Here is a 24,560-nt window from a genome sequence, read left to right on the forward strand (position 1 = left end):
GTTTCAATGAAATTACACCCTTTTTTAAATACTGATGAGAGAGATAATGATTAAAAAAATAGTAGCTGCATCCGTTTCTATTACTTTGGCAATTGCCCCCATGGCAAGTTATGCCTGTACCGCCGTAAATGTCGTCGCAAAAGATGGCTCGGTTGTAGCAGGAAGAACCATGGAATGGGCTTTTGATATGAAGTGGGAGTTGATTGCAAATCCGAAGGGCACCTCCATCGCCCTCAGTGCTCCCGCATCAATGAAGCTGCCCGCCACCAATGTATCGAGTAAGTATGCTTTTGCTGCGATTGCACCTGGCGTTCTGCAGGGAGCTCCAGCCTATTTAGAGGGGCAAAATGAAGCGGGATTGGCTATTAGTGGAAATTTCTTACCAGGCTTTACGGAATATCAGACCGTAACTCCACAAGATAAAAAATATGTTTCGGTCATTAATTTTGGTGGCTTTGTTTTGGGCATGTTCGGATCAGTCAAAGAAGCCCGTGCAGAGATTCCACAATATAAGGTTTGGTACGACCCAAGCGAGGTGAAAGGGATTCCTACCCCACCATGGATACATTACGTTCTGACGGATCGGAGCGGTGACAGTATTGTGGTCGAGTTTGTTAAGGGCCAAATGCGAATCCATGACAATATTGCAGGGGTTTTGACCAATTCGCCGACATATGACTGGCATCTGAATAATGTGCGTAATTATTTGTCACTCACAAGCACGGCAACGGCTTCGGTTACTGTTGGCAAGACCAACGTCACTGAATTAGGTCAGGGCGGTGGCTTATTGGGTTTACCCGCAGATTACACCCCTCCATCCCGCTTTGTCAGGGCCGCTTATCTAAAACAGTTTGCCTATCAGCCAGGTAATAGCAATGAAGCGATACAAGCCACAGGTCATATTTTGAATAACGTGGATATTCCAGTTGGCGTCGCTCGCTCAACCGATGGCAAGCAGGTTTTTTCTGATTACACGCAATGGGTCAATATCAAAGACTTAAAGAATAATCGGATGAAAATTGCAAACTATGCAAATCGTACGAACTTCATTGAAATTAATCTGAATGACATATTTAAGTCTGGAAAATCAAAGAGCTGGCAGGTTGATAAGTTGCCGTATCCTAAGAATGACCTAACCGCAGAGTTCTTAAAATAGGCGAATTCACTAAACCACCTTCGGGTGGTTTTTCTTTTGTTGAGTATGAGGCAGAATAGTGGGCCAATGTAGCTTATTGCTTAAGTCCATCATTTAATCATTCCAATCGAGCAGCGCCGAACCCTCTATCTAAAAAAATGAATTTACTCATGAAGATCCTCAAACTACATTTGGCTGCATGCCTCCTTTTAATTTGTCCCCAGGTATTTGCTAATAGTGCCAGTATCTATTTCAATGGCGACATCCTGACCATGGAGGGCGCTAAGCCGCAGTATGTGGAAGCAGTTGTAGTGAAGGACAAGAAGATCGCTTATGTCGGTAAATTGCAAGATGCTTTAAATGGCGCTGGCGCCAATCCAGTGATGCATGATTTAAAGGGCCAAACTTTGTTACCGGGCTTTATTGATGCCTGGGGCCACTTCACCTTGATTGCTCAGAACACGCTTGCCGTTAATTTAGGGTACTTTTCAAAGAATCCACCGACTACGACTCAGCAGTTAATTAATCGCTTGAAAGCCGAGGCAAAGCCATTTAATGGCTGGATTATTGGTGCAGAGTATGCAGATGCTTTTCTGACCGACGGGCCGTTAACGATTGCCCAGCTGGATAAAGCCTTTCCGAATCAACCCGTGTTTGTGAATAACATTTCTACCTTGACCGGGATTGTGAATACAGCCGGCTTAAATAAGTTGGGGATTACCAAAGATACCAAAGTGGAGCAAGGCATGATTCCGGTTGATCCCAAAACTGGAAAGCTCACGGGTGAATTGATTGGTAACCCAAACATCAGTGCCACGGCGAAGGTGTTTGGTAGCTATTCCAAGGACTTGACCATAGAGACCTACCGTAAAGCAGAAACGATTTATGCCTCAAATGGCTTCACTACTGCGCAAAGCTATGAAACCACCACTCAAGATATTCAGAATATGGGTGAAGCTGTGGAGCGCAAGCTAATTAGTCTCGATCTGATTGCCTTGCCAACCTATGATGTAGTTGATCAATTGCTAGCCAGCAATAAAAATTATCCATTTGGGATTTACAGCAAGGGCGATGGCGGCTTTAAGGTTGCCGGAATCCTGGTATCCACTGATGGTGCGCCCCAATTGCGTTTAGCCTATTTCAGTAAACCTTATGCAGATACAACTGGTCTCCCAAAGGATTGGCGCGGCATGGCGGTTATCACGCAAGATGCAGTGGATCGTTACGCCAAGTTAGCCTACGAAAAAAACATCCAGTATTACGGCTATTCCAATGGCGATGCGGGGATTGATATGACGCTTTCTGCTATTGCAAAAGCAATTCGAGAGACAGGCGTTACCGAAGATCGCAGAACCGCTATTGCCCATTCCTTTTTTATTCGTGACGATCAATTGGATCAATACAAGGCCAATAAAATTCTTCCCCAATTTATGCCTAATCACATCTGGATGTATGGCGATGTGTATAGAAAAATTCTAGGCGAAGATAGGGCGAAAAATATGGTCCCCCTCAATTCAGCTAAGGCAAAAGGGATGCAATTCGGCATCCATAATGACACCCCATCGTCCGGTCCAAGTGTATTGTTTTCCATCTGGACTGCAGTGAATCGCCAAACATACGGAGGCGCCACCTTAGGCCCCAATCAACGGATTGATCCCTATCTTGCACTGCGTGGATTTACTGCGGTCGCCGCCTATCAATATAAAGAAGAGGCATCCAAGGGCAGCATTACGACCGGAAAACTGGCTGATCTGGTTCTCCTAGATCGCAATCCTCTGAAAGTGAATCCTATGGAAATTAAGGATATTCAGATTGTGAAGACCATCAAGAATGGTAAAGATCTGTATGTTCGTCCATAGGTCAAGTAATCCTACGAGGATGCCCAGAATATTGAGACTGTAGTGACTAAAAATACAAGCCTGGAACAATAATCCTATAAAATTTATATCAGAAATGATGATGTTATCTAGCCCCTAGAGTAAGTAAGAACCCCCTAATAATTAGAGCTCAAGACAATGAAAAAAACCTCAAAAATCTTCCTTTTTTGTGCAGCTGCATTTTTAGCGCAAACTGCATCCGCTCAGGGTAGTCGCGATGCCTCTCCCATTCCTAAAGTTTCAGACGAATGGCGCTTTGAAGTAACTCCCTATTTATGGGGTACCGGCATTCGAGGCACTGCAAATCTGAATAATGGTCTGGCCAAGTCCGCTGACATGTCCACTAGTAATGTGCTTAGTAACCTGAAATCCGGCGCCATGATTGCTGCTGAGGCGCACAAAGGTAAGTGGGGGATCATGGGCGACCTGGTCTCTGCTACCTTACAGAATTCGGGATCGGTTCCGGTTGAAGGCGGCGCGGCTACAGTTGCAGACAAGATTACGCTGCAGCAAACCATCTTAACTGGCGCTTTTACGTACACCCTTGCCAATACAAAAGATGCCTATCTTGATGCCTTGCTTGGCGTTCGTGCAATTGATGTTACGGCTACACTCAGTGGAAGTTTGATGGGTACGCCTGACAAAGAATCCATCTCTAAAAAGACCTCAACGGTTGACCCCATTATTGGCGCCAAGGGCCGCTACCGGATTGCCGATTCCACTTGGTATATCCCGTTTTATGGCGATATTGGTAGTGGTGGTGGCACCACGGATTTAACCTGGCAAGTCATGGCTGGTATTGGCAAGACCTTTAATAAGATGGTGGATGCTTCCCTGACGTATCGCGCTCTTTATTACGATATGAAAGACGGTGGTGTGCTGCAAAAGACCACCATGCTTGGGCCGCAAGTTGCCGTTACCTTTAAGTTTTGACCCCTTCACATATCTTTTATGAAATCCTTAAAAATTATCAGCACCCTATTGATCATGGGAGTATTACCCTGCACGGCATTAGCTCAGCAGGCAACCTCAAATACCTCAATAGCCCCAGGCGCTGTTGATAAAGTTGGGATTGCAAAAAAATTAGCAAACCCGATTGCTAACATGATCTCAGTGCCATTGCAGTACGAGTTCAGCCGTGGCGTGGGAAGGAATCAAGGCGGCTCCGAGCAAACTTTGTTATTTCAGCCGGTAATACCATTTAATTTGGGTGGTGGTGATACCTTCATCGTGCGCCCCATTGTGGCCGGCGTTAGAGAGGTGAGCGTTCAGGGTGCGAGTGGCCAGCCTTATTCTGGTTACGGTATTGCAAGCGTAACAATCGAATCGTTTTATGCGCCAAATACCAATTCTTCTTGGATTTGGGGTATTGGTCCCTATGCGCAATCGCCATCGGGTAATAGCGGCAAGTTTGGCTCTCAACAAACGGGTGCGGGTGTCACGGGGGTAGTACTGAATCGCCATGGTCCATGGACCTATGGTTTGCTTGGTTATCAATCGTGGGAAGTGGGCGGTAATCCTGCATTTGGAACACAAAATAATTTATATGGCCAGCCATTTCTCGCTTACACGAATAAAGATGCTTGGACTTTTACAACCAATATGGAAGCACTTTATAACTACGATACCCGTCGTACCTCAAACCCGCTCTATGCTGGAGTCTCCAAACTTGCAGTGATCGATGGCATACCATTCTCTTTTAGTGCTGGTCCCATGTATTACGTCAGTAACACACCGGGCGGCGCATCGGGCTGGGGTGCTCGCGCAACCGTCACCCTAGTTGTTCTGAAATAAGCCACCTAATTTCAATACTTTCTATTCTCTGGAGTTAAATATGAGAAAGCTACTTTCTACATTAATCATTGGCTCTACCTTAGCTTTTTCTTTTGCTGCAGTTAATGCCAATCCATCGATGCCACCCTTCTATGCCGATGTCATGAAAATGACGCCCGAAGGCAAATTAGGGCAAGTCATCAAACAAGAAAAAATTATCACCCCAGTCAAGGGGGCACAGGCTTGGAAGATTGCCTATATTTCATCGGATGTTGCTGGGCGGGCAACCATCTCTACTGGTCTAGTAGTTGCACCAGTTGGGCAAGCTCCTAAAGAGGGGCGTCCCGTATTGGCATGGGCGCATGGCACAACAGGAACCGCTCAAAATTGTGGACCTTCGCAGGTGACTAATCCAGTAGTACCGCTCAATCAGTATTTCTTGGTGGGTGGTAATTCGTGGACGGACTATGGCATTCCAAATCTTGAGGAGTTTATTAAAGAGGGCTATGTCATCGTAGCTACGGATTATCAAGGCTTGGGTGGGGGTGGCAAGCATCAATACGCAGTGGCAGGTAGCAATGGCCGTGATTTAATTAATTCAGCGCGGGCAGCAATTTCCATGAAAGATACTGGGGCAGGTAAGCGTACCATTTTTTATGGCTGGTCGCAGGGCGGCGGGGCAACGATTGCTGCCGCTAGCTTAGGCGACTACCTCAAGAAGAAGGGTGCCGTGACCGATGATTTGCAGGTCCTAGGATTTGTTGCCATGGCTCCCGATGATGCTGGGGTGATGATCCAAAACGCCACTAAAGATCAGGCGTCTGCTGATAAAGCCATTAACGGACTGATTCAGTTATTTTCCGACAATGTATTTAACTTCTCCCATTTTACGATGACGATGTGGGGCACTCAAGCAGCCTATCCCAATCTTAAGCTCAGTGATCTATTTACAGATCAGGGTTCCAAAGTGATCGATCAAGTGCTCTTGAATAAATGCATGCATGTGACTTCCGATACCTTCAATTACACCTATGGCAATCAGTTCAAAACTCTTCTGCGTGATAAGCCTGTTAATACCATGCCCTGGGTAAAGGCCCTAATTGATGGCAGCGTTTTGCCCGTGAAGCCGGTCGCACCGGTGGTGATTTATTGGGGCACGAAAGACACTGCCGTGCCGCCAATCATGCACGAACTGTATCAAAAACAAATGTGCGCCATGGGTGGCAATATTGAGCGCATTCAGTTACCGGGTGAGCAAACGCATTTCTCAACACCTGGGTTATCAGCCCCCATGTATTTGACCTGGGTTAAAGACCGCTTGGCAGGTAAGCCGTTACCTAATGGCTGTCCAAAAAGCTAAATAATATAATGCATCAAATAATCGTTAACTTTTCGGGTGGCTTTTATTTAATTATTGGCTACTAAGCGTTCGTAATCGTTATTTATAAATCTCCTTTCGATTGCCAATACGCAAAATAAGGATACAGATGGTTTTATCCTGAATGCTTGCAATGATGCGAAAATCTCCAACTCGGTACTTCCAAAATTCACCAAGTGTTGATCCTTTGAGCGCTTCACCATTTTTTCTAGGATCAACTTGGGTAGCAAGCCGTTCCTTCAGAAATTTTAATATTCGTTTTGCTATTTGGGGATCGAGTTTTCCTAATTCTTTTTTTGCTGCCGGATCAAATTCAATCTGCCAAACCAAGTTCACGCTCCAGTTGGTTTAATTTAATGGCTTTCGTTTTGCCATTTTTTATATTACTCAGCCGCTTTTCAGCTAAGTAGAGATCCTCTAGATTATCTAGGTATTCTAGAATCGCCTCGCGCGCATAAAATGTTTTAGTGCGGCCAGTTTTCTTGGCTAAATTACCAAGGCGTAATTCAATTTCTTCAGGCAATCGAATTGCTAACATACTACCTCCTTAAAATGCTATACAAGTATAGCAAAATAGGACTCTATTGGCAATGACCACAAGCAAACTCGATAAATCGCCTGATGTCAGGCTCAGCCTATCTGCCCTTGGTAACCCTCCTCTATAAAATAAGCCAAAGATCGTTTTTCTATGTCTAAAATAAGACTATTCAATTCTAGAGAGTCATCATGAAAATCGCTTCTCAATTCCTTGCGCTCGCCCTCTTGGCCCAATGCGGATTTGCGCTTGCCAAAGGCAATGCCGATACGATTTTTTATGGCGGCCCGGTGGTTACCGTGAATGCAAAGAATGAAGAGGTGCAGGCAATTGCTGTGCAGGGTGGGAAAATTGTTGCGCTGGGCACAAAGGATGCGATCACCAAAGACTGGCAATCCAAGACAACGCAGGTCATTGATTTAAAGGGGCAGACCCTGATGCCTGGTTTTGTCGAGCCCCACGTTCATATTATGGTGACTGCAGTATTTGAGGGCCTTGGACTTAACTTAAGTAACTTTACCCTGCCCTACGACACTAAAGAGACCCTCATTGCAAAAATGAAAGCGCATCTCAAGACAATTCCGCCCGGGGGTTGGCTTTTTGGTTTTGGGGTAGATCCATCGCGCACAAGTCCATTTATGTCAGAACTTACGGCAGATGATTTAGATAAAGTATCTAAAGACGTACCCATTTTTATTGTCAATCAATCGGGCCATATTGGGTATGTGAATAACAAGGCAATCGAACTTGCTGGCATTACGAATAAGACCCCGAACCCTGCCGGTGGCGGGATTTATGTGAAGGATGCACAAGGAAGGCTGACGGGAAAATTGGTTGAGCCACCTTCTTACTTAGCATTTATGGCAAAGATGCCAGTGCCAACCGAGGCGCAATTGTTTGGCGCTATCCAGCAAACGATGAAGCGGTTTGCAGCAACGGGAGTAACCACGGCCTCCGAGATGAGTGTTGGCGGCAATTTCGGGGTGGATAAAGAGATTGCAATTTATCGGGCAATCTTTGCAAAGAATGCATCCCCTATTCGCATGCGTGGCTATCTCTTCAGTCAGGCTTTGCCAGAAGGCTATAAGACCATCAAACCCAATGATGGCGATGATATGTTGCGTTTTATTGGGATTAAATACATCTCGGATGGATCAACCCAGGGCTTAACTGCAGCTTTAAATGATCCCTACACTTACCCAAAGGGCTCAAAGTGGAGCGGCGCCCTTAATTATAGAGATGCTGATATCCAAGCCTCGATGAAGTCTTACTTTGATCAGGGTTGGCAGATTTCAACGCACTCCAATGGCGATAAGGCAATTGAACAAGCACTGAATAGTTACTCTAAATTACTAGCGGGCAATCCGAAGCCGCAAGATCGCCGTTTGCGGATTGAGCATTTCACTGTAAATAATGAATCTCAGACCAAGAGAGCAGTGCAGCTTGGTGTGGTTCCTAGCTTTACGATTGGGCATGTGCATTATTGGGGATCGGCATTTGATAACTTTATTATTGGGCCAGAGCGAGCCAAGCGCATTGATCCCGCCGGCGAAATCAAACGTTTAGGTGGAAAATTCACATTGCACAGCGATACACCGGTTTCGAATGTAGGCCCCCTCAATTACATAACCGAAGCAGTTACTCGCGTATGGCAGTTATCACCCAAAAAAGTATTGGGCCCAGACCAAGTCATTAGTGTCGATGATGCCATTCGTGCTGTCACTATTGATGCGGCATACCAAATTTTTGCTGACAATAAGGTGGGCAGCCTAGAAGTAGGCAAGCAAGCCGACTTTGTCGTACTAGAAAAAAATCCGCGTACCACTCCGGCTGCAGATATTCGGGATATTAAGGTTAAAGAAACCTGGGTAGACGGCAAAAAGCAGACTTGGTAAGGCTTCTATAGTTAAGCGGCGAGGTTTTAAAAATTGAATGACACCTTGCTATAAACAGACCAATCGTATTGAAGATACGATTGGACAATTTGCTTGCTTGCGCCAACTGCAAATAAAAAGTGTTTGTTCACGCGGTGCGTCACCATGCCATCAATGGGAATAAACCAGCCCCCACCAGCAGAGTTAAAGACTGCGCCATTTTCATCCCATAGTCGCAGTTGTGTATTGGCACTTAATCGAAATCCAACGGTGGGAAAGAGTTGGAGATTGCGTATCAATGATGGCTGATTGGGATTTACTTGAAACGAATTGCTTTTCGTATCAAAGCCATACATATAGCGCGCCAGGGGTGAGAAGTCTGTAATCTCTAAGGGGTTATTCCCCTTGGGCCTAAAGCTAGCGCCAATCTGAGGCCCAGCTGCCCACTGGCCGTTATTGCCAAAAGGAAAAATGACCCGAGCACCTAAATTTGCGCCCCATCTTGGTAGGAAGTTGGGGTGGTTTCCCCAAAAGGTGAGCATTGTATTGCCTTCGCTGTAGCGATCAGAGGAGCTGATGGGGATGCCAGGGCCGTATGCCCGCACATACGATGTATCCAGACGCAAAGTGCCATTAAAGCGATGGATGTTCAGGGGCTGATAGTAGCGTAGCCGAATGGTGTTGTTGTAGACCTCACTTCCTTGCGAGTCATGGTAGCCCCAAAACTCTAAAATGCGATCCCGATCATATTGCTCTGAGATATTTTCAAACCGAGATGAAAACTTGTTTTCATCTTCTGATGCAAATGCAAATCCAACCATTAGCTGGGCGGATGAAATGAGTACAACAATCTTAAATAGAGTTTTGCTCAACTAAGCCTCATCAGGACTCAACACTTCAAGTTACAGTTAGGAATAAATTATAAAAGTAACTTTTGCTGCGGCTTGAAATCGATGGGTGCGTGTTATGGATGCCTAAAATGCCTTGGCATAACGCACAACAAGACGATTGCTTTCCATGAAACCATTCATCGTAGTAATGTCGTTGCCGTATTGAACAGTAAATCGACCGACGCGCGTGTGGGCTACGCCACTGACGAAATAGCGCTGGGTAACGAGGGTATTGTTGCGCTCCACTCCATTCCATGCAGTTTCACCGCCGGTAACGTAGACATACGTTGCCCCTACCGTATAGGTTTGATTAATCCGGTAAATGGGTCCGGCTTGGGCGGTATACAAGGGTTTTTGCGTAAGCTGCAGATTTTGATTGGATAAACAGGCTGCAGCGCATGCACTATTGGCACCAAACCAGGTGGAGTCGACGGCAACTGCAGCATCGATATTTTTGCTGATAGGGCGCTGGTAGCCCATTTGTAATGCTTGCGCATATCGATTGCTGCCTAGATTAAAGGCCTTGGCATTGGAATACTCACCCGTAGGTAAATAAAGATATCCGGCAACTCCAAAATATGTCCGAGTGGCATGATTGGCGTAGGGCCAAATTGCCGTCACAATGGCGGAGTCTGTCATGCCCTTGCTGCCCGGAAAGGCTGCAAGGGAGCCATCGGTTGAGAGGGCGCCAGTTCCGGTTTGTAGGTAAGTGACGGCCGGCAGCGAGCCAATGGTGTAAGTGTGCGTTAACCGTAAAAATACAGCATTGCTTTCGAGCTTGGGATCCTGGCCGGTGTTGACGCCGTTCCGAAATAGGTCATTATTTTGGCTGTTGACGTAGGATATGGTTACCGCATTAATATTGGGTGGTGGAGCAACAATGTCACCCGGCTGCAGGTCAATGCCCAAGGCATGCCGTGACAGGCCGCTTAAAGCGCTTAAAAGGAGTAAATAAGCTGCATTTTTCATCGACTCCATTCTACTGAATCGGGTAGCTAGGTTAGTCAAAAGCCACCATGAGTTGTTTAGGATCGGATTTGGAGTGCAAACCATCCTATTTTTGCAATTTCTATTACAGTAGGCTGTTACCAAAAATTAATAGGAGCCATATGAACACACTTGATGCCATCCGTCAGCGTAGAGCAGTGAAGCACTTTGATGCTACGCACCAAATTACCCCTGCTGAAACCGATGCTTTAATTGATCTAGCGATGCAAGCTCCATCTTCCTTCAATATTCAGCACTGGCGCTTAGTCAATGTAAAAGATAAGGCCTTGCGAGTGCAGTTGCGTGCAGCAGCTCATGATCAGGCACAGGTCACCGATGGCTCTCTCTTGTTTGTGGTGACCGTTGATATCAAAGCATGGGATAAAGATCCTGCGCGTTATTGGGTAAATGCGCCTAAGGCTGCGCAAGACATCTTGGTGCCATGGATTAATCCATTTTATTCTGGCAATGAGCAGTTGCAGCGCGATGAAGCCATGCGCTCTGCCGGTATCCTATTGCAAACCATGATGTTGGCAGCAAAGGCGATGGGGTATGACTCATGCCCAATGGTCGGTTTCGATTTTAAGAAGGTTGCTGAACTCATTCATCTGCCAAAAGACTATGCAGTTGCCGCAATGCTGGTGATTGGTAAAGGAACTCAGGCGGCATGGCCCAAGCCCGGATTCATTCCTAAATCAGAAATGGTGATCGACAATCATTTTTAATATGCTCAAAAGCCTGTCCTTAGCCACTCTGCTGTTCTGTAGTGCGTCCGCATTCGCGCTGGAGTTCTCGGATATTGCTGCGGAAGGCCAGATTAAATACCTGAAAGAGCGCCCCGATCCTGGTGCCTACTCGTACGAGTCTCGGGTCAAGATTACCGCCGCCAGTTTGGAGAGCGGTAGTGTGCAGATTGCAACATGCCACTACCAGCTCGACCCCATCCGCAAGGTGGTGATTGTGTTTAATCCAAACCGTATTCAAGCAATTGCAGTCAAAAGTATTGATAGAATGGCCTCAGCTGAAGTGAAGAATAATCAAGTGGTTTTAACTGACGTTGAGCGTGGCGCATCGATTTGCATTGATCTGCAATCCAAAGCCTTGGATCAGGTGGGGGCAGGCCAGTATCGCTTAAATGCCGGCCCTCTGATGCGCCGCTATTTGGATGGCTATTTGCCTATGGCGGCAAAAATACGCGTGGACTGGCCTAGCAATATGTTGATTGTAGAAAAAACCGCCCCGTCTGAGAAAGAAGGCATTCAGGTGGTGCGGGGAAATGACGGTGTGCAATTGGATATGGTTTTTGCGGGCAAGATGACGGCGCAGATTGATCTGAAAAAGCCTGATTAATAGCTAGCCCCGTCTTTTTTTACAGCACTATTTTTATTTTTAACCCATTAACGAAAAGCAGCTATGTCACTCAACTTAATTAGCCTCTACATTGTTGCAGCCATGGTCGGCATCATGGTGTTCTTTACGATTGCAGTTGCGCCCACCGTATTTAAGGTGTTGCCAGCCGAATGGTCTAGTAAGTATGTGCGGAGTTTTTTCCCGAAATACTACGCCTTTATGTGCTTCGCCTGCATTGCTTCTTCCTTGCTGGCCAACGATGCATTGATTAGTAGCTTGACGTTTATATGCGCGGTTCTTTTTGCGATAGCGCAATTCATTCTTACGCCTGCGATCAATAAAGCGTCAGACAATAAAGACAAGAAGCGTTTTGGTCTTTTGCATGGACTGAGCGTGGTGATCAATGTGCTGCAGTTGGGTATTTTTATTTATGTATTGTGGGTAACAGCCTAATCAGATCAATTAAATGCTGCCAAATGAGCGTATTTAAACTAAGATTATTAGGCCATGATTTTTATTTATCAAAAAGTGATAGCTCTTGCTGCCTCTAACGTATAGGATTAAAAAAATGAAAACACTTCTCAAAGCGATGTTTACAGGAATTCTTTTATTCTCATCCGCAGTATTTGCTGCAGGCCAACCGATTACCGCGACTGAGCTGGCAGATATCGAAAAGCAGGGCAAGTCAGCGGTGATATCAACCCACGCAGATTGGTGCTCAACCTGCAAAAAGCAGGATAAAGTGTTGGCGAATTTCATGAAAGACCCTGATTACAAAAACGTTGTGTTCTATCAGGTTGACTATGACAATCAAAAAGACCTTTTAAAAGCCCTCAACGTGCGCTCGCAAAGTACGATCATTGTTTATAAAAATGGCAAAGAAGTCGCACGCGCTACGGGCGATACGAAAGAGGCTGCGTTGTCTAAATTAACGCGCCAGGCAATTTAGTGGATTTTGGTCTTGGATCTTTCCTCTTTGCTTTTTTAGCCGGGGTTTTATCGACACTATCACCCTGCGTTCTCCCCTTAATTCCCATTATTATTGGCGCTGCTGCAAATCAGCATCGGTTTGGGCCGCTTGCTCTTGCAGGGGGTTTAGCAGCATCCTTCGCAGTTATCGGCACAGGCTTAGCTAGCATTGGATCCAGTATCGGATTGGCACAGGATAGCTTTCGTTTATTTGCCGCGGTTGTGATGGGCATCATTGGTATTGTGCTTATTTCTAGCCAATTGCAGGAGCGCTTTGCTGTTGCGATGTCGGGCATTAGTGGAACTGGTAATTCTTTGTTATCCAAGGTGACCATCGATGGTCTACTTGGGCAGTTTTTAATCGGAATTCTATTGGGCTTGGTTTGGACGCCCTGCGTAGGACCCACATTGGGCGCTGCCATTACCTTGGCGAGCCAAGGTAGGGATTTAGGCAAAATTGTGTTTGTCATGGCCATATTTGGCTTAGGAGCCGGCTTGCCATTGGCCCTACTAGGAATGCTATCCCGTGGCGCCATGATGAAGGCCAAAGGAAAGCTGGGCAATGCAGGTAAGTTTGGCAAGCAACTGCTAGGTGGATTTTTAATGATGATTAGCTTGCTGGTCATCACAGGCCAAGATAAGCAACTTGAATCTTTCTTGCTAAAGCATTCGCCAGCGTGGCTGACTGATTTGACAACAACTTTCTAACGCCTTATCAGAATCGAGCGCCTAAATGACGTGGCTATTGAGAGGACTATGGATTGGCCTTTCTATTTTGGGTGGCGCAACCCATGCCAGTAATGTGGATAGCTCGATTGCTATTCAGGTTTCACGGGCCAATGGGGGTTTTGAAGTCAACGCAAGCTACTTTGCGCCATTAAGCCAGTGCCAGTCATATGTACTGCTAACTGATTTTTCGGACAGCATGCCTTCGGAGGGGATTCAGTCCAGTAAAGTCACGCGCTTGAATGAAAATACAGTCCGCGTTGAGCAGCAAGTGGAAGATAAAGTACTGTTTTTCTCGACCCGCTTTGAGTCCATTATTGATTACACAGAGTACCCCATGACTGGAATGGATTTGAAGCAAATTCAGGGCTACTTTAAGGAATATCGCGGCTCATGGCGTTTAAAGCCCAGTACGGGTGGCACACTGTTTGTCTATAACGCCTTTTTGCTACCCGATTCAGCCATTCCCATGTTTGTGATTGAGCACTTTATGAACGGGCGGATTCAAAAGCGCTTTGAAAAAATGGCGCTGCGTGCCAACAGTAAAATGGGCATCATTCCCGATCAATGCAAATGAAGAAAATACTGATTCTTTTCGCTAAAGATTGGGATCAGCTGGCGCTACAGGCGCAACAGTATTCTGAGCAGTATCAGTTTTTCTATGAAGGGTTTGATTTATTTCGCTTCCCAGAAAACGCGCAGTTACTCGGATTTAATGCGGTTCGCTACATTGAAAAATTAGAGCGAAAATATCGCGCCATTGGATTGGATGGTGTCGTTAGTAATCATGAGCAATTTGGCACTTTAATTGCGGCGGTATTGGCTCAGCGCCTCGGCTTGCCTGGTAATGATCCACTAGCTATCATCGCCTGCCAACATAAGTTCTATGGTCGTTTAGTGCAGCAAAAAATTGTCCCTGAGGCAGTGCCCCGTTTTAGCTATATCCCTTATCCATTCGATCCCCAGAATCCATTGGATATGACCTATCCCTTTTTTATTAAGCCGATTAAGGCGACTTATTCGGTATTGGCTAAGCAAATTGATAATGAAGCGACCTTAGTACGGCACTTAAAATTTAACCTGTTTGAGGAATTCTTGATACGCAGGCTAGTCAAGCCCTTTGCTGAGATCATGCCCTTGTTTACACCAATGCAAGTCGATCCGAATGGCTTATTGGCTGAGGAAATCATGCGAGGGGAACAAATCAATATTGATGGCTACTGTAGTGATGGCGAGGTGTTTTTCTTGGGGGTTATCGATGAGGTCATGTACCCAGAAACCCAAGCATTTATGCGCTTTGAATACCCCTCTCGGTTGGAAGCCTCAGTGCAAGATCGTGCTAAAGCGATTACTCGAAAGGTGCTAGAAGGACTCGGTTACCGACACGGTTTTTTTAATATTGAGTTTATCTATGAGCAAAAAACCGATCGATTAAAGATCATTGAAATTAACCCACGCATGGCCTCACAATTGAGCAATTTATATGAGCGGGTAGACGGGTGTCAGCCCTATGGCATGCTCTTTGCCTTGGCGGTAGGCGATCAGCCTGAGGTCATTCGAGGGCGGGGGCGTTTTACTTCGGCAGCTAGCTTTATTTTTCGAGCATTCCAAAAGCTACTGACACAACATCTTCCCAGCAAGAGTGAGTTAGCCAAGGCCCTAGCCCCTTATCCAGATGCTAGCTTGATGCTGTATTACAAAAAAGGCGCTAGCTTGGATCGCGAGATAAAATGGCTTGGAAGCTATCGCTATGCCGTCCTCAATATAGGCGGTTTGAGTAGAAGCGATTTATTTGATCGGTTTCAGAATATCTGCAAAAAACTGTATCGGGATGATCCTATTTGCAAGGCACAGCAACCATAATTCTTAAAGATAAGGGGAAATGCCCATGATGCACCTACGCAAATCCAGTGACCGTGGCTACGCCGACCACGGTTGGCTCAAGAGCTTTCATTCATTTTCATTTGCCAACTATTACGACCCACAATTTATGGGCTGGGGTAATTTGCGTGTCATTAATGAGGACCGGGTTGCAGCTGGCCGAGGTTTTGGTAAGCACGGTCATCGCGATATGGAGATCGTGAGTTATGTCCTTTCGGGCGCATTGGCGCATGAAGACAGTATGGGCAATGTCGAAAGCATTCCACCGGGGGATGTGCAACGCATGAGTGCAGGAACGGGTGTTGAGCACAGTGAGTTTAATCACGCCCCAAATCAAGAAACCCACTTTTTACAAATCTGGATTGAGCCTCTGAAGAAAGGGGTTGAGCCCGGGTATGAGCAAAAGACCATTTCACCTGCCACTAAGCGAGGTACTTTACGCTTAATCGCATCGCATGATGGCGCGCATGATTCAGTCCGTATCAATGCCGATGCAAAAATCTATGCAGGCTTGTTTGATGGTGCCGAAACGGCTAAGCTGCAGATGGGCCCTGAACGCAAAGCATATGTTCACCTGATTGCCGGGCAGCTGATGGTGCAGGGTCAGAAGCTACAGGCGGGAGATGCATTAATGCTCGAGGGTGAGGACATGCTTGTATTCGAGCACGGTGTAAATGCGGAAGTCTTGGTGTTTGATTTGCTGCCGTAATACTGGTCATGCGCTGCGTAATGATGAAATAACTCTTTTGTAATGGACGACTTTAATTTCTATCGCTTTATTGCTTACCTGATTGGCTTTGCCATAGCGGCGATGCTGCTGGTGAAGTTGTACTTGATTTATGCCTTTCGAAAACTAGAAAAAGAAGAACGGCAACGACAGGAAGAGCAGCCTAAATAGGTTTCAGCGCTTGCTGCACTGCATTGACTTATATTCTGTAAGTCATTGATTATTATGAATTTAAGCAATAACCCTATAAATAAATTGACTTTTTTTGCTTATATTGTAAATATATTGTGACATTCGTCTATGTAAATTTTAATTTACTTAGTCGGATGTATTTATGGGTACCCATAAATAAATCCGACGTGCAGGATTGGCACGGGTATTGAAGTCGAGCTAGGAGATATCACTATGTCAGACGCAAACAAGGTTTGGCCTACTGGCCTTACCGAAGACGAGTCTCAGGAGTTGCATCGAAGCCTGATTCAAGGCACACAGTTTTTTGGCATGATTGCAGCATTTGCCCATTTGCTGGCCTACATCTATTCACCTTGGCTGAAATAAGGAGATGACATGATCTACGGAAAAATGTGGTGCGTAGTTAAACCAACGGTTGGTCTTCCTCTTATCATCGGGGCAGTAGCTGTCGGTTCATTTGCCGTTCACACAATGATTTTGAACAATACAACTTGGGTCAAAGCATTTTTGAATGGTAATGCCAGCGTACAAGCTGGCGCTCCAGCAGCCGCACCCGCGGCGCCTGTGGCGAAAAAGTAGTGATTGGTCTGTGAAAAAGGGTCTGGCAGCATGTGGCACGACCCTTTTTTACAGCCATTTAAATTCAGGCAGGACAGCCTTGGTTCTGCACTATGAAACGCATTAGTCAAAAATTAATTGATACGTGGGTTCACTTCGGACCCCGCTTCTTGCCGTTCGCCGACGTGGCGACCGATGATCTCCCACTCTCGCGCTTGTTGCGTTTATCTTTATTCCAGGTCTCGGTTGGGATCATGTTGGTTTTGCTGGTTGGAACCCTCAACCGCGTGATGATTGTTGAGCTAAAAGTTCCAGCATCGCTGGTGGCGATCATGATCTCTTTGCCTTTGCTGTTTGCCCCTTTTCGCGCACTGATTGGCTACCGGTCCGATACCCATCGATCCCATCTGGGTTGGCGCCGAGTACCCTACATGTGGATGGGCACGATGTTGCAATTTGGTGGGCTATCGATCATGCCGTTTGCGCTCCTGGTTTTGTCTGGAGCGGGGCAGTCTAGTAATGCACCTGCTTGGATAGGGCAATTGGGCGCTGCAGTGGCTTTTCTGCTCGTCGGCGCGGGCGTGCACATTACACAAACCGTTGGATTGGCTTTGGCCAATGATCTCGTTAAAGAAGAGTCGCAACCTAAAGTAGTTGGATTAATGTATGTGATGATGCTCGTCGGCATGATTGCCAGCGCACTGATTTTTGGTGAGCTTTTATCCGAGTACAGCCCAGGGCGTTTAATTCAGGTGATTCAAGGCGCCGCTATTGTGATCATGGTGCTCAATGTGGTGGCATTGTGGAAACAAGAGTGCCGCGATCGCGCCAAAGTAGCGGCGCGGGAAGTAAATGTTAGTTTTTCAGAATCGTGGGGTATCTTTTGCAAAGGCAATCATGCGATTCGGCGTTTGCTTGCGGTGGGTCTGGGGACCATGGCATTCACGATGGAAGATATTTTGCTCGAGCCCTACGGCGGCGAAATACTGAATATGAGCGTAGGTGCAACCACCTCGCTGACCGCAACCCTGGCCATTGGTGGACTATTTGGTTTTGCCTTGGCATCGCATGTCTTGGGCAAAGGGTACGATGCATTTCGGATGGCAATGAATGGCGCATTTGTTGGCCTACCCGCATTTTTAGCGGTGATTTTGGCCGCCCCCTTGGGGTCGCCCACTTTGTTTGCAGTTGGCATCCTATTAATTGGCTTTGGTAGTGGCTTATTTGGGCATGGAACGCTCACCGCCACCATGCGCCTAGCCCCCAAAAAACAAAGTGGCTTAGCTTTGGGTGCCTGGGGCGCAGTTCAGGCGACGGCAGCTGGCACCGCAATTGCCTTGGGCGGGGTGATTCGGGACCTCGCTAGCCCGCTTGCAGGGGCTGCAGGCGGCTATATTGTTGTGTATATTATTGAAATAGTCTTATTACTGGCAGCCATTGTGGTCATGTTGCCGCTGATAAAAAGCAGGTTTAATCTGGCCACAAACACCGCTTAGCACTGCATTTAAATGGCTAGGTGGATAACATAAGGAGCGTACGATGGGTTTCGGAACTGTATTTGCAATTTTGCTGGTGGTTGTATTCACCGTTGTTATTTTGAAAGACATGAATCAAAACAACAAGTGGAAGTAAAGGTGATTTAGCTCTTTACAGAGCCCAGTATTAGTAAAAACCCACTCAATGCAGTGGGTTTTTTTATGTCTGCAGCGCATGCCACTTGCAATTACATTGGGGGTTTACGACTACTGCCATTTTTAGATTAAGTGCGTAGTATGGGTTAATACCTTAATAAAAGTGAAGTATGCCAACGCCCTCATCTGATTTAGTTGAACTGACCTACGTCAGCGAGCCTGCTGAGGAAATGTCTTTTTTGGGATTAATGCGCCTTCTCTATCACTCCTATTTACGCAATCAAGCGCTTGGCATTACTGGGGTTTTGATTTTCGAAGACCAGCGCTTTGGCCAAGTGATCGAAGGTCCAGCGAACTCGATCGATCGTCTGTGGGATAAGATCAAAAAAGACGATCGCCATAAAAACGTTAAGCTCATTAACCGCAAAACCATTGAACGTCGCAGTTTTCTCAAGTGGACCATGATCTTTCAGGGGAACGAAGAAATTGCTAATCGCCTTCCTGAGGTGAAGGCTGCAGTAGACCATGGCGACTTTCCAAGCGACCACCCCTTGCTCGTTGCCCTGCGTCACGAAATCCAGCGTTAATAAAACTGCTTATCTTTTGATGGATGCCAGCGCTAGGGCCATGCGGTCCATCGCTTGTGCAAGTAGTGCGCGCTGCGTACCAAAATTGAGGCGCACAAATTGCGGTGCATTAAATTGAGCGCCGGGCGATAGTGCTAAGCCGAAACTCAAAAATAGAGCATGGGGATCGGCGCATTTGAGCGCCCTGCAATCAATCCACGCCAAATAACTGGCCTCGGTCTTTGCTAGGGTGAGTGGGGACATAGTCTCTATCCGCTTCGCAACATAATCCCGATTGCCCCGTAGGTATTGCAGTAAGGATTGACGCCATTCCTCCCCATCACGCAGTGCAGCCATAGTAGCGGTATAGGCCATCAGGCCAGGCTCTGCAATGGTGCGGTGTAAATCGGTTTGCATCGCTGCGCGCAAGCGGGGATTTTCAGCAACAGCCCATGCCAAACCAATGCCGGGAAAATTAAATACTTTATTGAGTGACATCAGGGTGACGGTGCGCATCGAAATGCGCTGATCAAGGCTAGCAATCGGAACATGGCGGTTTTGCTGATCAAGCACTAGCCCTGCATGAATTTCATCGGAGCAAATGAGGATATCGCGTGCCTCACAAAACTCAGCAAACTGCAGCAGCTCAGATTTGGTGTAAACCGTTCCGCCTGGATTTTGCGGATTGCACAGCAAAGCTAACTTCGTATTGGTTTGGTGAAATTGGTCGAGCGCTTGCCATGGCAAAACCCAGCGATCATGTTCGAGCGCCAAGGGTATCTCGGTGTAGGCCCGTGGACCTTCTACGCAGGCGAGGCGTAAATGGTGATAGACCGGCTGCGGAACTAAAATGTGTTCCGTTGGATTGGTCAGTTGACGCACGGCAGTGTAAAGCCCAGAAACGACGCTGGGCAAAATCACAATCCAGTCGGGATCCACTTCCCAGTGGTAGTGTTCTACTAAGTAACTCGCAATTGAACTGCGCAAGTTATCGGGCGCATGGGTGTAGCCAAAAACACCATCTTGAACACGTTTCGCAAGTGCCTCCATCACGCAAGGCGGTGACTGAAAATCCATGTCGGCGACCCACAAGGGTATGACATCATCACCGGCGTACCGATCCCAGCGAATCGAGTCACTGTGGCTTCGATTGACTGGAGTATCAAAGTTAAAGGTCATCAACGGATTGTACTAAGCGGTCGAATCAGTGATTTTGATGTGAAAAATACAACACGGCAGCAAATCAAGCGATTTAAGGCTACTATTGGCAAATTATTTCAATTGAGAAGGTAGTCTGTGATGGTAAAAGCCCTTAGAATTAAGTTAGCCCGATGGATTTTGGGCGAGCATTGTGCCTGCTACAAGATGGGCTATCACCCTCTTGTGGACTTTCGTCAAAAAAGTGCAGACACAGAAGCGAAGGCAAAAGCACGTCAAGCCTAATGCGGTTAACCATGGGGAAATGCAATGAGCAATAGCAAAGCAATCGAAACAAAAAACAAGCTGGTAACAATTTACGGTGGATTAGCCATTGCATTCATTGCAATCTTCTCGACGATCTCCATTCTGTCTTGGTTCGTCTCGGCACTGAACTTTTAAATCTAGTTTATTGCCGTAAGGCAGGACAGCGATTTCATTCGCTCTTGCCTGTTTTCTTATCTTCCAGCCGTATTCGCTTTTCGCGCTCCTTGCGTAGGTCGCGAAATTGCCACCAAGCAAATACCACCACGCCACCAAAGACGAGAAAAAGCTCGATGATGATGACGGGTGCAAACTCACTCATGACTTGGATTGGTATGCCTCATAGCGGAAATAATACAGCGCGGCTAGCACCCTCGTGAAGATCTTTCTTACTGGTGCAACCGGCTTTATTGGCAGCCACTTTCTCAAGCACTGTCTGGCCGCTGGCCATAGCGTGACCTGTTCAGTACGCTTAGCAAAGCAAGCGGATGCCATCCGCGCATTGGGAGCTTCTGCATGGGAGGGTGACTTACAAAACCACGGCAAGCTAAGTTTGGCCCTAGCTGGAATGGACGTGCTGATTCATGCGGCGGGATGTCGTGATTTAACCGCTCCAGCCAATCTCCTTCTGCAGAGTAATGTCAGATTGACGCAGGCACTGGTAGACGCGGCCGCAACAGCAAAGGTGGCGCAGTTTATTTACATCAGCGCGGCATCAGTCGTGATGAGTAAGCCCGTTGCGCTATTGAATGTAACCGAGTCCGCACCGATTACATCGCAAGCGTATTTGCCCTATACCCGCAGTAAAGCCATTGCCGAGGCATCTGTATTGGCTGCGCAACAAACAGGTATGAGGGTAGTGGTACTGCGCCCGAGTTTTGTTTGGGGCAAGGGCGATAGTATCGACACCGAAATTGGCCCCGCATCGAATCGCGGTCAATTTGGCTGGTTTAGTCAGGGGCATTATCCATTTGCAAGCTGCTCCATTGCCAACCTATGCGATGCATTGCAACGCGCAATGCAACACACTCAGTCGGGCTGTGTATTTAATATCAGTGATCGTGAGCCAGTTGATTTTCGAGTATTTATGACCAGGCGTCTGGAAGTCAGTGGCTTTCAGGTACCAACCTTATCGGTTCCACGAAAGCTGGCTTGGTGGCTCGGCGCTTTTACCGAAACGGGCTGGACGTATTTGCCGATGCCGGGAAAACCGCCGATTGTGCGCGAAATGGTGCGTTTGATGGGATTTCCATTTACGGTCTCGATTGAGCGGGCAAAGCGTGACTTGGGTTATCTGGGACACCATTCGACCGAGGCAGGCATGTCTAATATTGCCTCTTTAATCCAGGCTGGGCAGGGTAGTGCTCAGCAATAATTGCCTGAAATTACTATAATCAGTTCATTGTGAAGGGCGGCATCCGTCCTTTGGTTTACCTCAGCTAGGAATGACGATGCGCATTGAAGATAAGGATCCGGCACGGCATGCGGGAATTGAGTACCCGATGGAAGTGGGCGCTCCTGTTTTTGCGCCCATCAAGGTAACCGAAGAAAAAGACAAGGCAGTCAATGTCGCCCGCCAAAATGCCAAGCAAGAGTATGACCGTATCATGGAGCAGGCCACCGTTCTCATGAAGCAGGCAAAAGCCTTGCAGTCTCGCCTTGACGCTACTGAAATGGTCCATGCCGCTAAATTTGGTTTTAACCCCATCCATGGAAAAACCTATTTTCTGTATTACGATCAGCGCAATCAAACCAATTTGCTGCTGCAAAATGGCCCACACGATTGGACCTGCGGTATCCCGGCAAACTGGAACTACCTGATGACGGTCAAAAAACTAGGCGATAGCACCTGGGAACAAATCGAAGAAACAGTGGAATAGTTTTTTATTTCCACAGCGACCGCAGCCGCAGTGAACACAGCCCTTTATTGGTTTCGGTCCGACCTGCGGCTGATAGATAACCCCAACTTTTTATCTGCATGCAAGGCCTCGGACGCTCTGCTCCCGATCTATGTGCATGCCCCACAAGAATCGCTCATCTGGGGCTTTGAGCGAATCAGCGAACACCGCCAGCAGTTTTTGTGCGATGCCCTGCGCGATTTGCAGCAGCAGCTAGAGCAGCTTGGATCAGATCTACTGGAATTGCAAGTGCCCCAGGCTAGCTCCAGCGGCGCCGTCGATCTCGTCGTCAATCTAGCGCATCACCTTGGTATTCAAACGATCTACTGTGAAGTGATTGAGGCACCCGAGGAAATGCAGGCGCTGACTGCATTAAGGCAGGCCGGACTCACCGTACATGCCGATCTCGAATCAACCATGATTGCCATGCGTGATTTACCATTCGCCCCCGATGCAATGCCAGATCAATTTACGCAGTTTCGGAACAAGATTGAAAAAGCAAAATACCTTTTCGCCGAACCAGTTCTAGCCCCAAGCCATATTCCACCACTGCCAAATGATTTCAAGCGATCGGAGTTGATTTCAGGTGTGCAGACTCCAATTCAACCCACGGGTCATCCACACAGCTCCTTCCCGCATTATCTTGACGCCTACCGTGGCGGTACAAGTACTGCAGTAGCCCATCTAAAGCAGTATCTAGGGCGCGCACTACCGCATTCGTATAAGGCAACCCGGAATCAATTGCATGGTCTTGATTATTCGAGCAAGCTGTCCCCATGGCTTGCCTTGGGTTGTATTTCAGCGCGCAGTATCATGCGGGAGCTAAAGCAGTTTGAGTCAGAGCAGGGCGCCAATGAGGGAAGTTATTGGCTTTGGTTTGAGCTGCTCTGGCGTGATTATTTCCGCCTACTCCATCTGAAATATGGAAAACAGCTGTATTGTGCAAGCGGTTTAAATCAATCGGATAAGCCTATCCACAATGCCCGCGGTTTTGAGCATTGGTGCTCTGGCACGACGGGAGAGTCGATTGTCGATGCGGGAATGCGTGAGCTTAAAGCAACGGGCTATCTATCGAATCGATTACGCCAAGTAGTAGCCAGTTATCTTATTTATGATTTGCATTCGGACTGGCGTGCAGGCGCCGCTTGGTTTGAGGCTCAGTTACTTGATTACGATGTGTATAGCAATCAAGGCAATTGGCTCTACATTGCTGGCAGGGGCACTGATCCGCGGGGTGGGCGACGCTTTAATCCGCAAAAACAAGCCCAAGACCACGATGCCAATGGCAGCTATCGCGCATTGTGGTTAAGCGACTGATCAAGACACAAGGCGGAGAGGATGGTTTGTGCATGGATCTCGACAGTGAGGTTAATGTCTTTACCGTAGCCGCCTGCCATCGCAATGGCCACTGGTAGCGCATTGGCTGCAGCCCAGTTGTAGACCTGTTGATCGCGTTTGCACATTCCTTCCTTGCTCAAGCTAAGCTTACCTAAGCGATCATTTTCATGGGGATCTGCACCGGCAAGGTAGATGATAAATTGGGGGTCAAAATGAACTTTGACCGTATGCAGCGCCTCACTTAAGGCATCTAAGTACACGGCATCGCCGCACCCATCGGGTAGCGCTACATCCAAATTACTTTCCTCTTTTTGAAACGGAAAATTATTTTCACCGTGCAGGGACAAGGTAAAAATACGTTCATCGTTTTTTAGAATAGCGGCAGTGCCATTGCCTTGGTGCACATCCAAATCAACAATGGCAACTCGAAAATCACTGCCTTGGGTCTTTTGCAGCACGCGCGCAGCAATCGCCGCATCATTAAATACGCAAAAGCCAGCACCATGATCGCGGTAGGCGTGGTGGGTGCCGCCAGCCAAATTGACGGCTACCCCATCGATGAGGGCCGCTTGGCAGGCTGCAATGGTAGCGCCCGCTGAGCGCCGAGAGCGCTCGACCATACGCTCGCTCCACGGAAAACCAATGGCACGCTGCTCTTGATCGCTGAGTTCACCGGCAACCACCTTTTGAATGTAGCTTGGTGCATGGGCATAAAGTAATTGGGTATCGTTCGCTGATGGTGCTTCGATCAATTTAATCTGGGAGTGCGTTGCAATGGCTTCTCGCAATAAGCGGTACTTTTGCATGGGAAAGC

At 47.2% G+C, this 24,560-nt stretch carries 30 protein-coding genes; 23 read left to right on the plus strand and 7 right to left on the minus strand.

Annotation, left to right across the window (positions count from 1 at the left end; genetic code table 11):
* Nucleotides 1-46 precede the first annotated feature (46 nt).
* The 5 genes from Q8M75_RS04905 (at nt 47) to Q8M75_RS04925 (ending at nt 6,145) form a co-directional block, all read left to right on the plus strand.
* Complete coding sequence (locus Q8M75_RS04905) at nt 47-1,156, plus strand: choloylglycine hydrolase family protein (protein WP_305486867.1); 1,110 nt, start codon at nt 47-49, stop codon at nt 1,154-1,156.
* Between the two features lie 149 nt (nt 1,157-1,305).
* On the plus strand, nt 1,306-2,994 hold the full coding sequence (locus Q8M75_RS04910) for an amidohydrolase (protein WP_305486869.1): 1,689 nt from the start codon (nt 1,306-1,308) through the stop codon (nt 2,992-2,994).
* A gap of 156 nt (nt 2,995-3,150) precedes the next feature.
* A complete protein-coding gene (locus Q8M75_RS04915) occupies nt 3,151-3,945 on the plus strand; it encodes a hypothetical protein (protein ID WP_305486871.1) in 795 nt (264 codons plus the stop codon).
* Nucleotides 3,946-3,963: 18 nt separating this feature from the next.
* Nucleotides 3,964-4,806 carry a hypothetical protein gene (locus tag Q8M75_RS04920; protein ID WP_305486873.1) on the plus strand — a complete coding sequence of 281 codons (843 nt, stop codon included), beginning with the start codon at nt 3,964-3,966 and terminating at the stop codon, nt 4,804-4,806.
* Nucleotides 4,807-4,846: 40 nt separating this feature from the next.
* Entirely contained in the window at nt 4,847-6,145 is a 1,299-nt protein-coding gene (locus Q8M75_RS04925) for a lipase family protein (RefSeq protein ID WP_305486876.1), read from the plus strand.
* A gap of 78 nt (nt 6,146-6,223) precedes the next feature.
* On the opposite strand, the gene Q8M75_RS04930 is transcribed toward Q8M75_RS04925, so the two are convergent.
* Both Q8M75_RS04930 and Q8M75_RS04935 read right to left on the minus strand, forming a co-directional pair.
* The gene (locus tag Q8M75_RS04930) at nt 6,224-6,499 is read right to left on the minus strand and encodes a type II toxin-antitoxin system RelE/ParE family toxin (RefSeq protein ID WP_371131748.1); all 276 of its coding nucleotides are present in this window, start codon (nt 6,497-6,499) and stop codon (nt 6,224-6,226) included.
* Nucleotides 6,477-6,701, minus strand: coding sequence for a TraY domain-containing protein (locus tag Q8M75_RS04935; protein WP_305486878.1), 225 nt, complete (start codon nt 6,699-6,701; stop codon nt 6,477-6,479). Before Q8M75_RS04935 ends, Q8M75_RS04930 begins: the two co-directional genes overlap by 23 nt.
* A 188-nt stretch (nt 6,702-6,889) precedes the next feature.
* On the opposite strand from Q8M75_RS04935, the gene Q8M75_RS04940 reads away from it, so the two are divergent.
* Nucleotides 6,890-8,593: an amidohydrolase gene (locus Q8M75_RS04940; protein WP_305486881.1), complete on the plus strand. Its 1,704-nt coding sequence runs from the start codon at nt 6,890-6,892 to the stop codon at nt 8,591-8,593.
* 26 nt (nt 8,594-8,619) lie between these two features.
* On the opposite strand, the gene Q8M75_RS04945 is transcribed toward Q8M75_RS04940, so the two are convergent.
* Nucleotides 8,620-9,444: a hypothetical protein gene (locus Q8M75_RS04945; protein ID WP_305486883.1), complete on the minus strand. Its 825-nt coding sequence runs from the start codon at nt 9,442-9,444 to the stop codon at nt 8,620-8,622.
* Between the two features lie 102 nt (nt 9,445-9,546).
* Entirely contained in the window at nt 9,547-10,431 is an 885-nt protein-coding gene (locus Q8M75_RS04950; RefSeq protein WP_305486885.1) for a transporter, read from the minus strand.
* A gap of 140 nt (nt 10,432-10,571) precedes the next feature.
* Here Q8M75_RS04950 and Q8M75_RS04955 point away from each other — a divergent pair, with 140 nt between their 5' ends.
* The 13 genes from Q8M75_RS04955 (at nt 10,572) to Q8M75_RS05015 (ending at nt 19,070) form a co-directional block, all read left to right on the plus strand.
* The gene (locus Q8M75_RS04955) at nt 10,572-11,174 is read left to right on the plus strand and encodes a nitroreductase family protein (RefSeq protein ID WP_305486888.1); all 603 of its coding nucleotides are present in this window, start codon (nt 10,572-10,574) and stop codon (nt 11,172-11,174) included.
* A 1-nt stretch (nt 11,175) separates the two neighbouring features.
* Nucleotides 11,176-11,799: a hypothetical protein gene (locus Q8M75_RS04960; protein ID WP_305486891.1), complete on the plus strand. Its 624-nt coding sequence runs from the start codon at nt 11,176-11,178 to the stop codon at nt 11,797-11,799.
* A gap of 63 nt (nt 11,800-11,862) precedes the next feature.
* A complete protein-coding gene (locus Q8M75_RS04965) occupies nt 11,863-12,252 on the plus strand; it encodes a DUF4149 domain-containing protein (protein ID WP_305486894.1) in 390 nt (129 codons plus the stop codon).
* A 115-nt stretch (nt 12,253-12,367) separates the two neighbouring features.
* Nucleotides 12,368-12,748 (plus strand): thioredoxin family protein, encoded by a 381-nt coding sequence (locus tag Q8M75_RS04970; protein ID WP_305486896.1) that lies wholly within the window; start codon nt 12,368-12,370, stop codon nt 12,746-12,748.
* Nucleotides 12,748-13,476 carry a cytochrome c biogenesis CcdA family protein gene (locus tag Q8M75_RS04975; RefSeq protein ID WP_305486898.1) on the plus strand — a complete coding sequence of 243 codons (729 nt, stop codon included), beginning with the start codon at nt 12,748-12,750 and terminating at the stop codon, nt 13,474-13,476. The genes Q8M75_RS04970 and Q8M75_RS04975 overlap by 1 nt, the downstream gene beginning before the upstream one ends.
* Before the next feature lie 25 nt (nt 13,477-13,501).
* The gene (locus Q8M75_RS04980) at nt 13,502-14,071 is read left to right on the plus strand and encodes an SRPBCC family protein (protein ID WP_305486901.1); all 570 of its coding nucleotides are present in this window, start codon (nt 13,502-13,504) and stop codon (nt 14,069-14,071) included.
* Nucleotides 14,068-15,357 carry an acetyl-CoA carboxylase biotin carboxylase subunit family protein gene (locus Q8M75_RS04985; RefSeq protein ID WP_305486904.1) on the plus strand — a complete coding sequence of 430 codons (1,290 nt, stop codon included), beginning with the start codon at nt 14,068-14,070 and terminating at the stop codon, nt 15,355-15,357. The genes Q8M75_RS04980 and Q8M75_RS04985 overlap by 4 nt, the downstream gene beginning before the upstream one ends.
* A gap of 25 nt (nt 15,358-15,382) precedes the next feature.
* Complete coding sequence (locus tag Q8M75_RS04990; RefSeq protein ID WP_305486907.1) at nt 15,383-16,084, plus strand: pirin family protein; 702 nt, start codon at nt 15,383-15,385, stop codon at nt 16,082-16,084.
* Nucleotides 16,085-16,126: 42 nt separating this feature from the next.
* Nucleotides 16,127-16,273: a hypothetical protein gene (locus tag Q8M75_RS04995; RefSeq protein ID WP_305486910.1), complete on the plus strand. Its 147-nt coding sequence runs from the start codon at nt 16,127-16,129 to the stop codon at nt 16,271-16,273.
* A gap of 234 nt (nt 16,274-16,507) precedes the next feature.
* Nucleotides 16,508-16,660, plus strand: coding sequence for a light-harvesting antenna LH1, beta subunit (pufB, locus tag Q8M75_RS05000; protein ID WP_108469550.1), 153 nt, complete (start codon nt 16,508-16,510; stop codon nt 16,658-16,660).
* Between the two features lie 9 nt (nt 16,661-16,669).
* Complete coding sequence (locus Q8M75_RS05005) at nt 16,670-16,873, plus strand: light-harvesting protein (RefSeq protein WP_108469549.1); 204 nt, start codon at nt 16,670-16,672, stop codon at nt 16,871-16,873.
* Between the two features lie 92 nt (nt 16,874-16,965).
* Nucleotides 16,966-18,348 carry a PucC family protein gene (locus tag Q8M75_RS05010; RefSeq protein WP_305486916.1) on the plus strand — a complete coding sequence of 461 codons (1,383 nt, stop codon included), beginning with the start codon at nt 16,966-16,968 and terminating at the stop codon, nt 18,346-18,348.
* 305 nt (nt 18,349-18,653) lie between these two features.
* A complete protein-coding gene (locus tag Q8M75_RS05015; protein ID WP_305486919.1) occupies nt 18,654-19,070 on the plus strand; it encodes a BLUF domain-containing protein in 417 nt (138 codons plus the stop codon).
* Between the two features lie 9 nt (nt 19,071-19,079).
* On the opposite strand, the gene Q8M75_RS05020 is transcribed toward Q8M75_RS05015, so the two are convergent.
* Nucleotides 19,080-20,228 carry a MalY/PatB family protein gene (locus Q8M75_RS05020; RefSeq protein ID WP_305486921.1) on the minus strand — a complete coding sequence of 383 codons (1,149 nt, stop codon included), beginning with the start codon at nt 20,226-20,228 and terminating at the stop codon, nt 19,080-19,082.
* A gap of 288 nt (nt 20,229-20,516) precedes the next feature.
* On the opposite strand from Q8M75_RS05020, the gene Q8M75_RS05025 reads away from it, so the two are divergent.
* The gene (locus Q8M75_RS05025) at nt 20,517-20,648 is read left to right on the plus strand and encodes a hypothetical protein (RefSeq protein WP_305486924.1); all 132 of its coding nucleotides are present in this window, start codon (nt 20,517-20,519) and stop codon (nt 20,646-20,648) included.
* 34 nt (nt 20,649-20,682) lie between these two features.
* On the opposite strand, the gene Q8M75_RS05030 is transcribed toward Q8M75_RS05025, so the two are convergent.
* Nucleotides 20,683-20,832, minus strand: coding sequence for a hypothetical protein (locus tag Q8M75_RS05030; protein WP_305486926.1), 150 nt, complete (start codon nt 20,830-20,832; stop codon nt 20,683-20,685).
* 54 nt (nt 20,833-20,886) lie between these two features.
* Between Q8M75_RS05030 and Q8M75_RS05035 the strand changes: the two genes are divergently transcribed.
* The 3 genes from Q8M75_RS05035 to Q8M75_RS05045 all read left to right on the plus strand — a co-directional run bounded on the left by Q8M75_RS05035 (nt 20,887) and on the right by Q8M75_RS05045 (nt 23,725).
* Complete coding sequence (locus Q8M75_RS05035; RefSeq protein ID WP_305486928.1) at nt 20,887-21,885, plus strand: NAD(P)-dependent oxidoreductase; 999 nt, start codon at nt 20,887-20,889, stop codon at nt 21,883-21,885.
* Nucleotides 21,886-21,961: 76 nt separating this feature from the next.
* Nucleotides 21,962-22,390 carry a DUF2452 domain-containing protein gene (locus Q8M75_RS05040; protein WP_108469544.1) on the plus strand — a complete coding sequence of 143 codons (429 nt, stop codon included), beginning with the start codon at nt 21,962-21,964 and terminating at the stop codon, nt 22,388-22,390.
* Nucleotides 22,391-22,420: 30 nt separating this feature from the next.
* Nucleotides 22,421-23,725 carry a DASH family cryptochrome gene (locus Q8M75_RS05045; protein ID WP_305486932.1) on the plus strand — a complete coding sequence of 435 codons (1,305 nt, stop codon included), beginning with the start codon at nt 22,421-22,423 and terminating at the stop codon, nt 23,723-23,725.
* Here the strand turns inward: Q8M75_RS05045 and Q8M75_RS05050 are convergent.
* The gene (locus Q8M75_RS05050; RefSeq protein WP_305488183.1) at nt 23,698-24,552 is read right to left on the minus strand and encodes a histone deacetylase; all 855 of its coding nucleotides are present in this window, start codon (nt 24,550-24,552) and stop codon (nt 23,698-23,700) included. The two genes, Q8M75_RS05045 and Q8M75_RS05050, sit on opposite strands and share 28 nt — an antisense overlap.
* Nucleotides 24,553-24,560 lie beyond the last annotated feature (8 nt).

It is taken from the genome of Polynucleobacter sp., from assembly GCF_030693775.1.
In the GTDB taxonomy this organism is placed as follows: Bacteria; Pseudomonadota; Gammaproteobacteria; order Burkholderiales; family Burkholderiaceae; genus Polynucleobacter.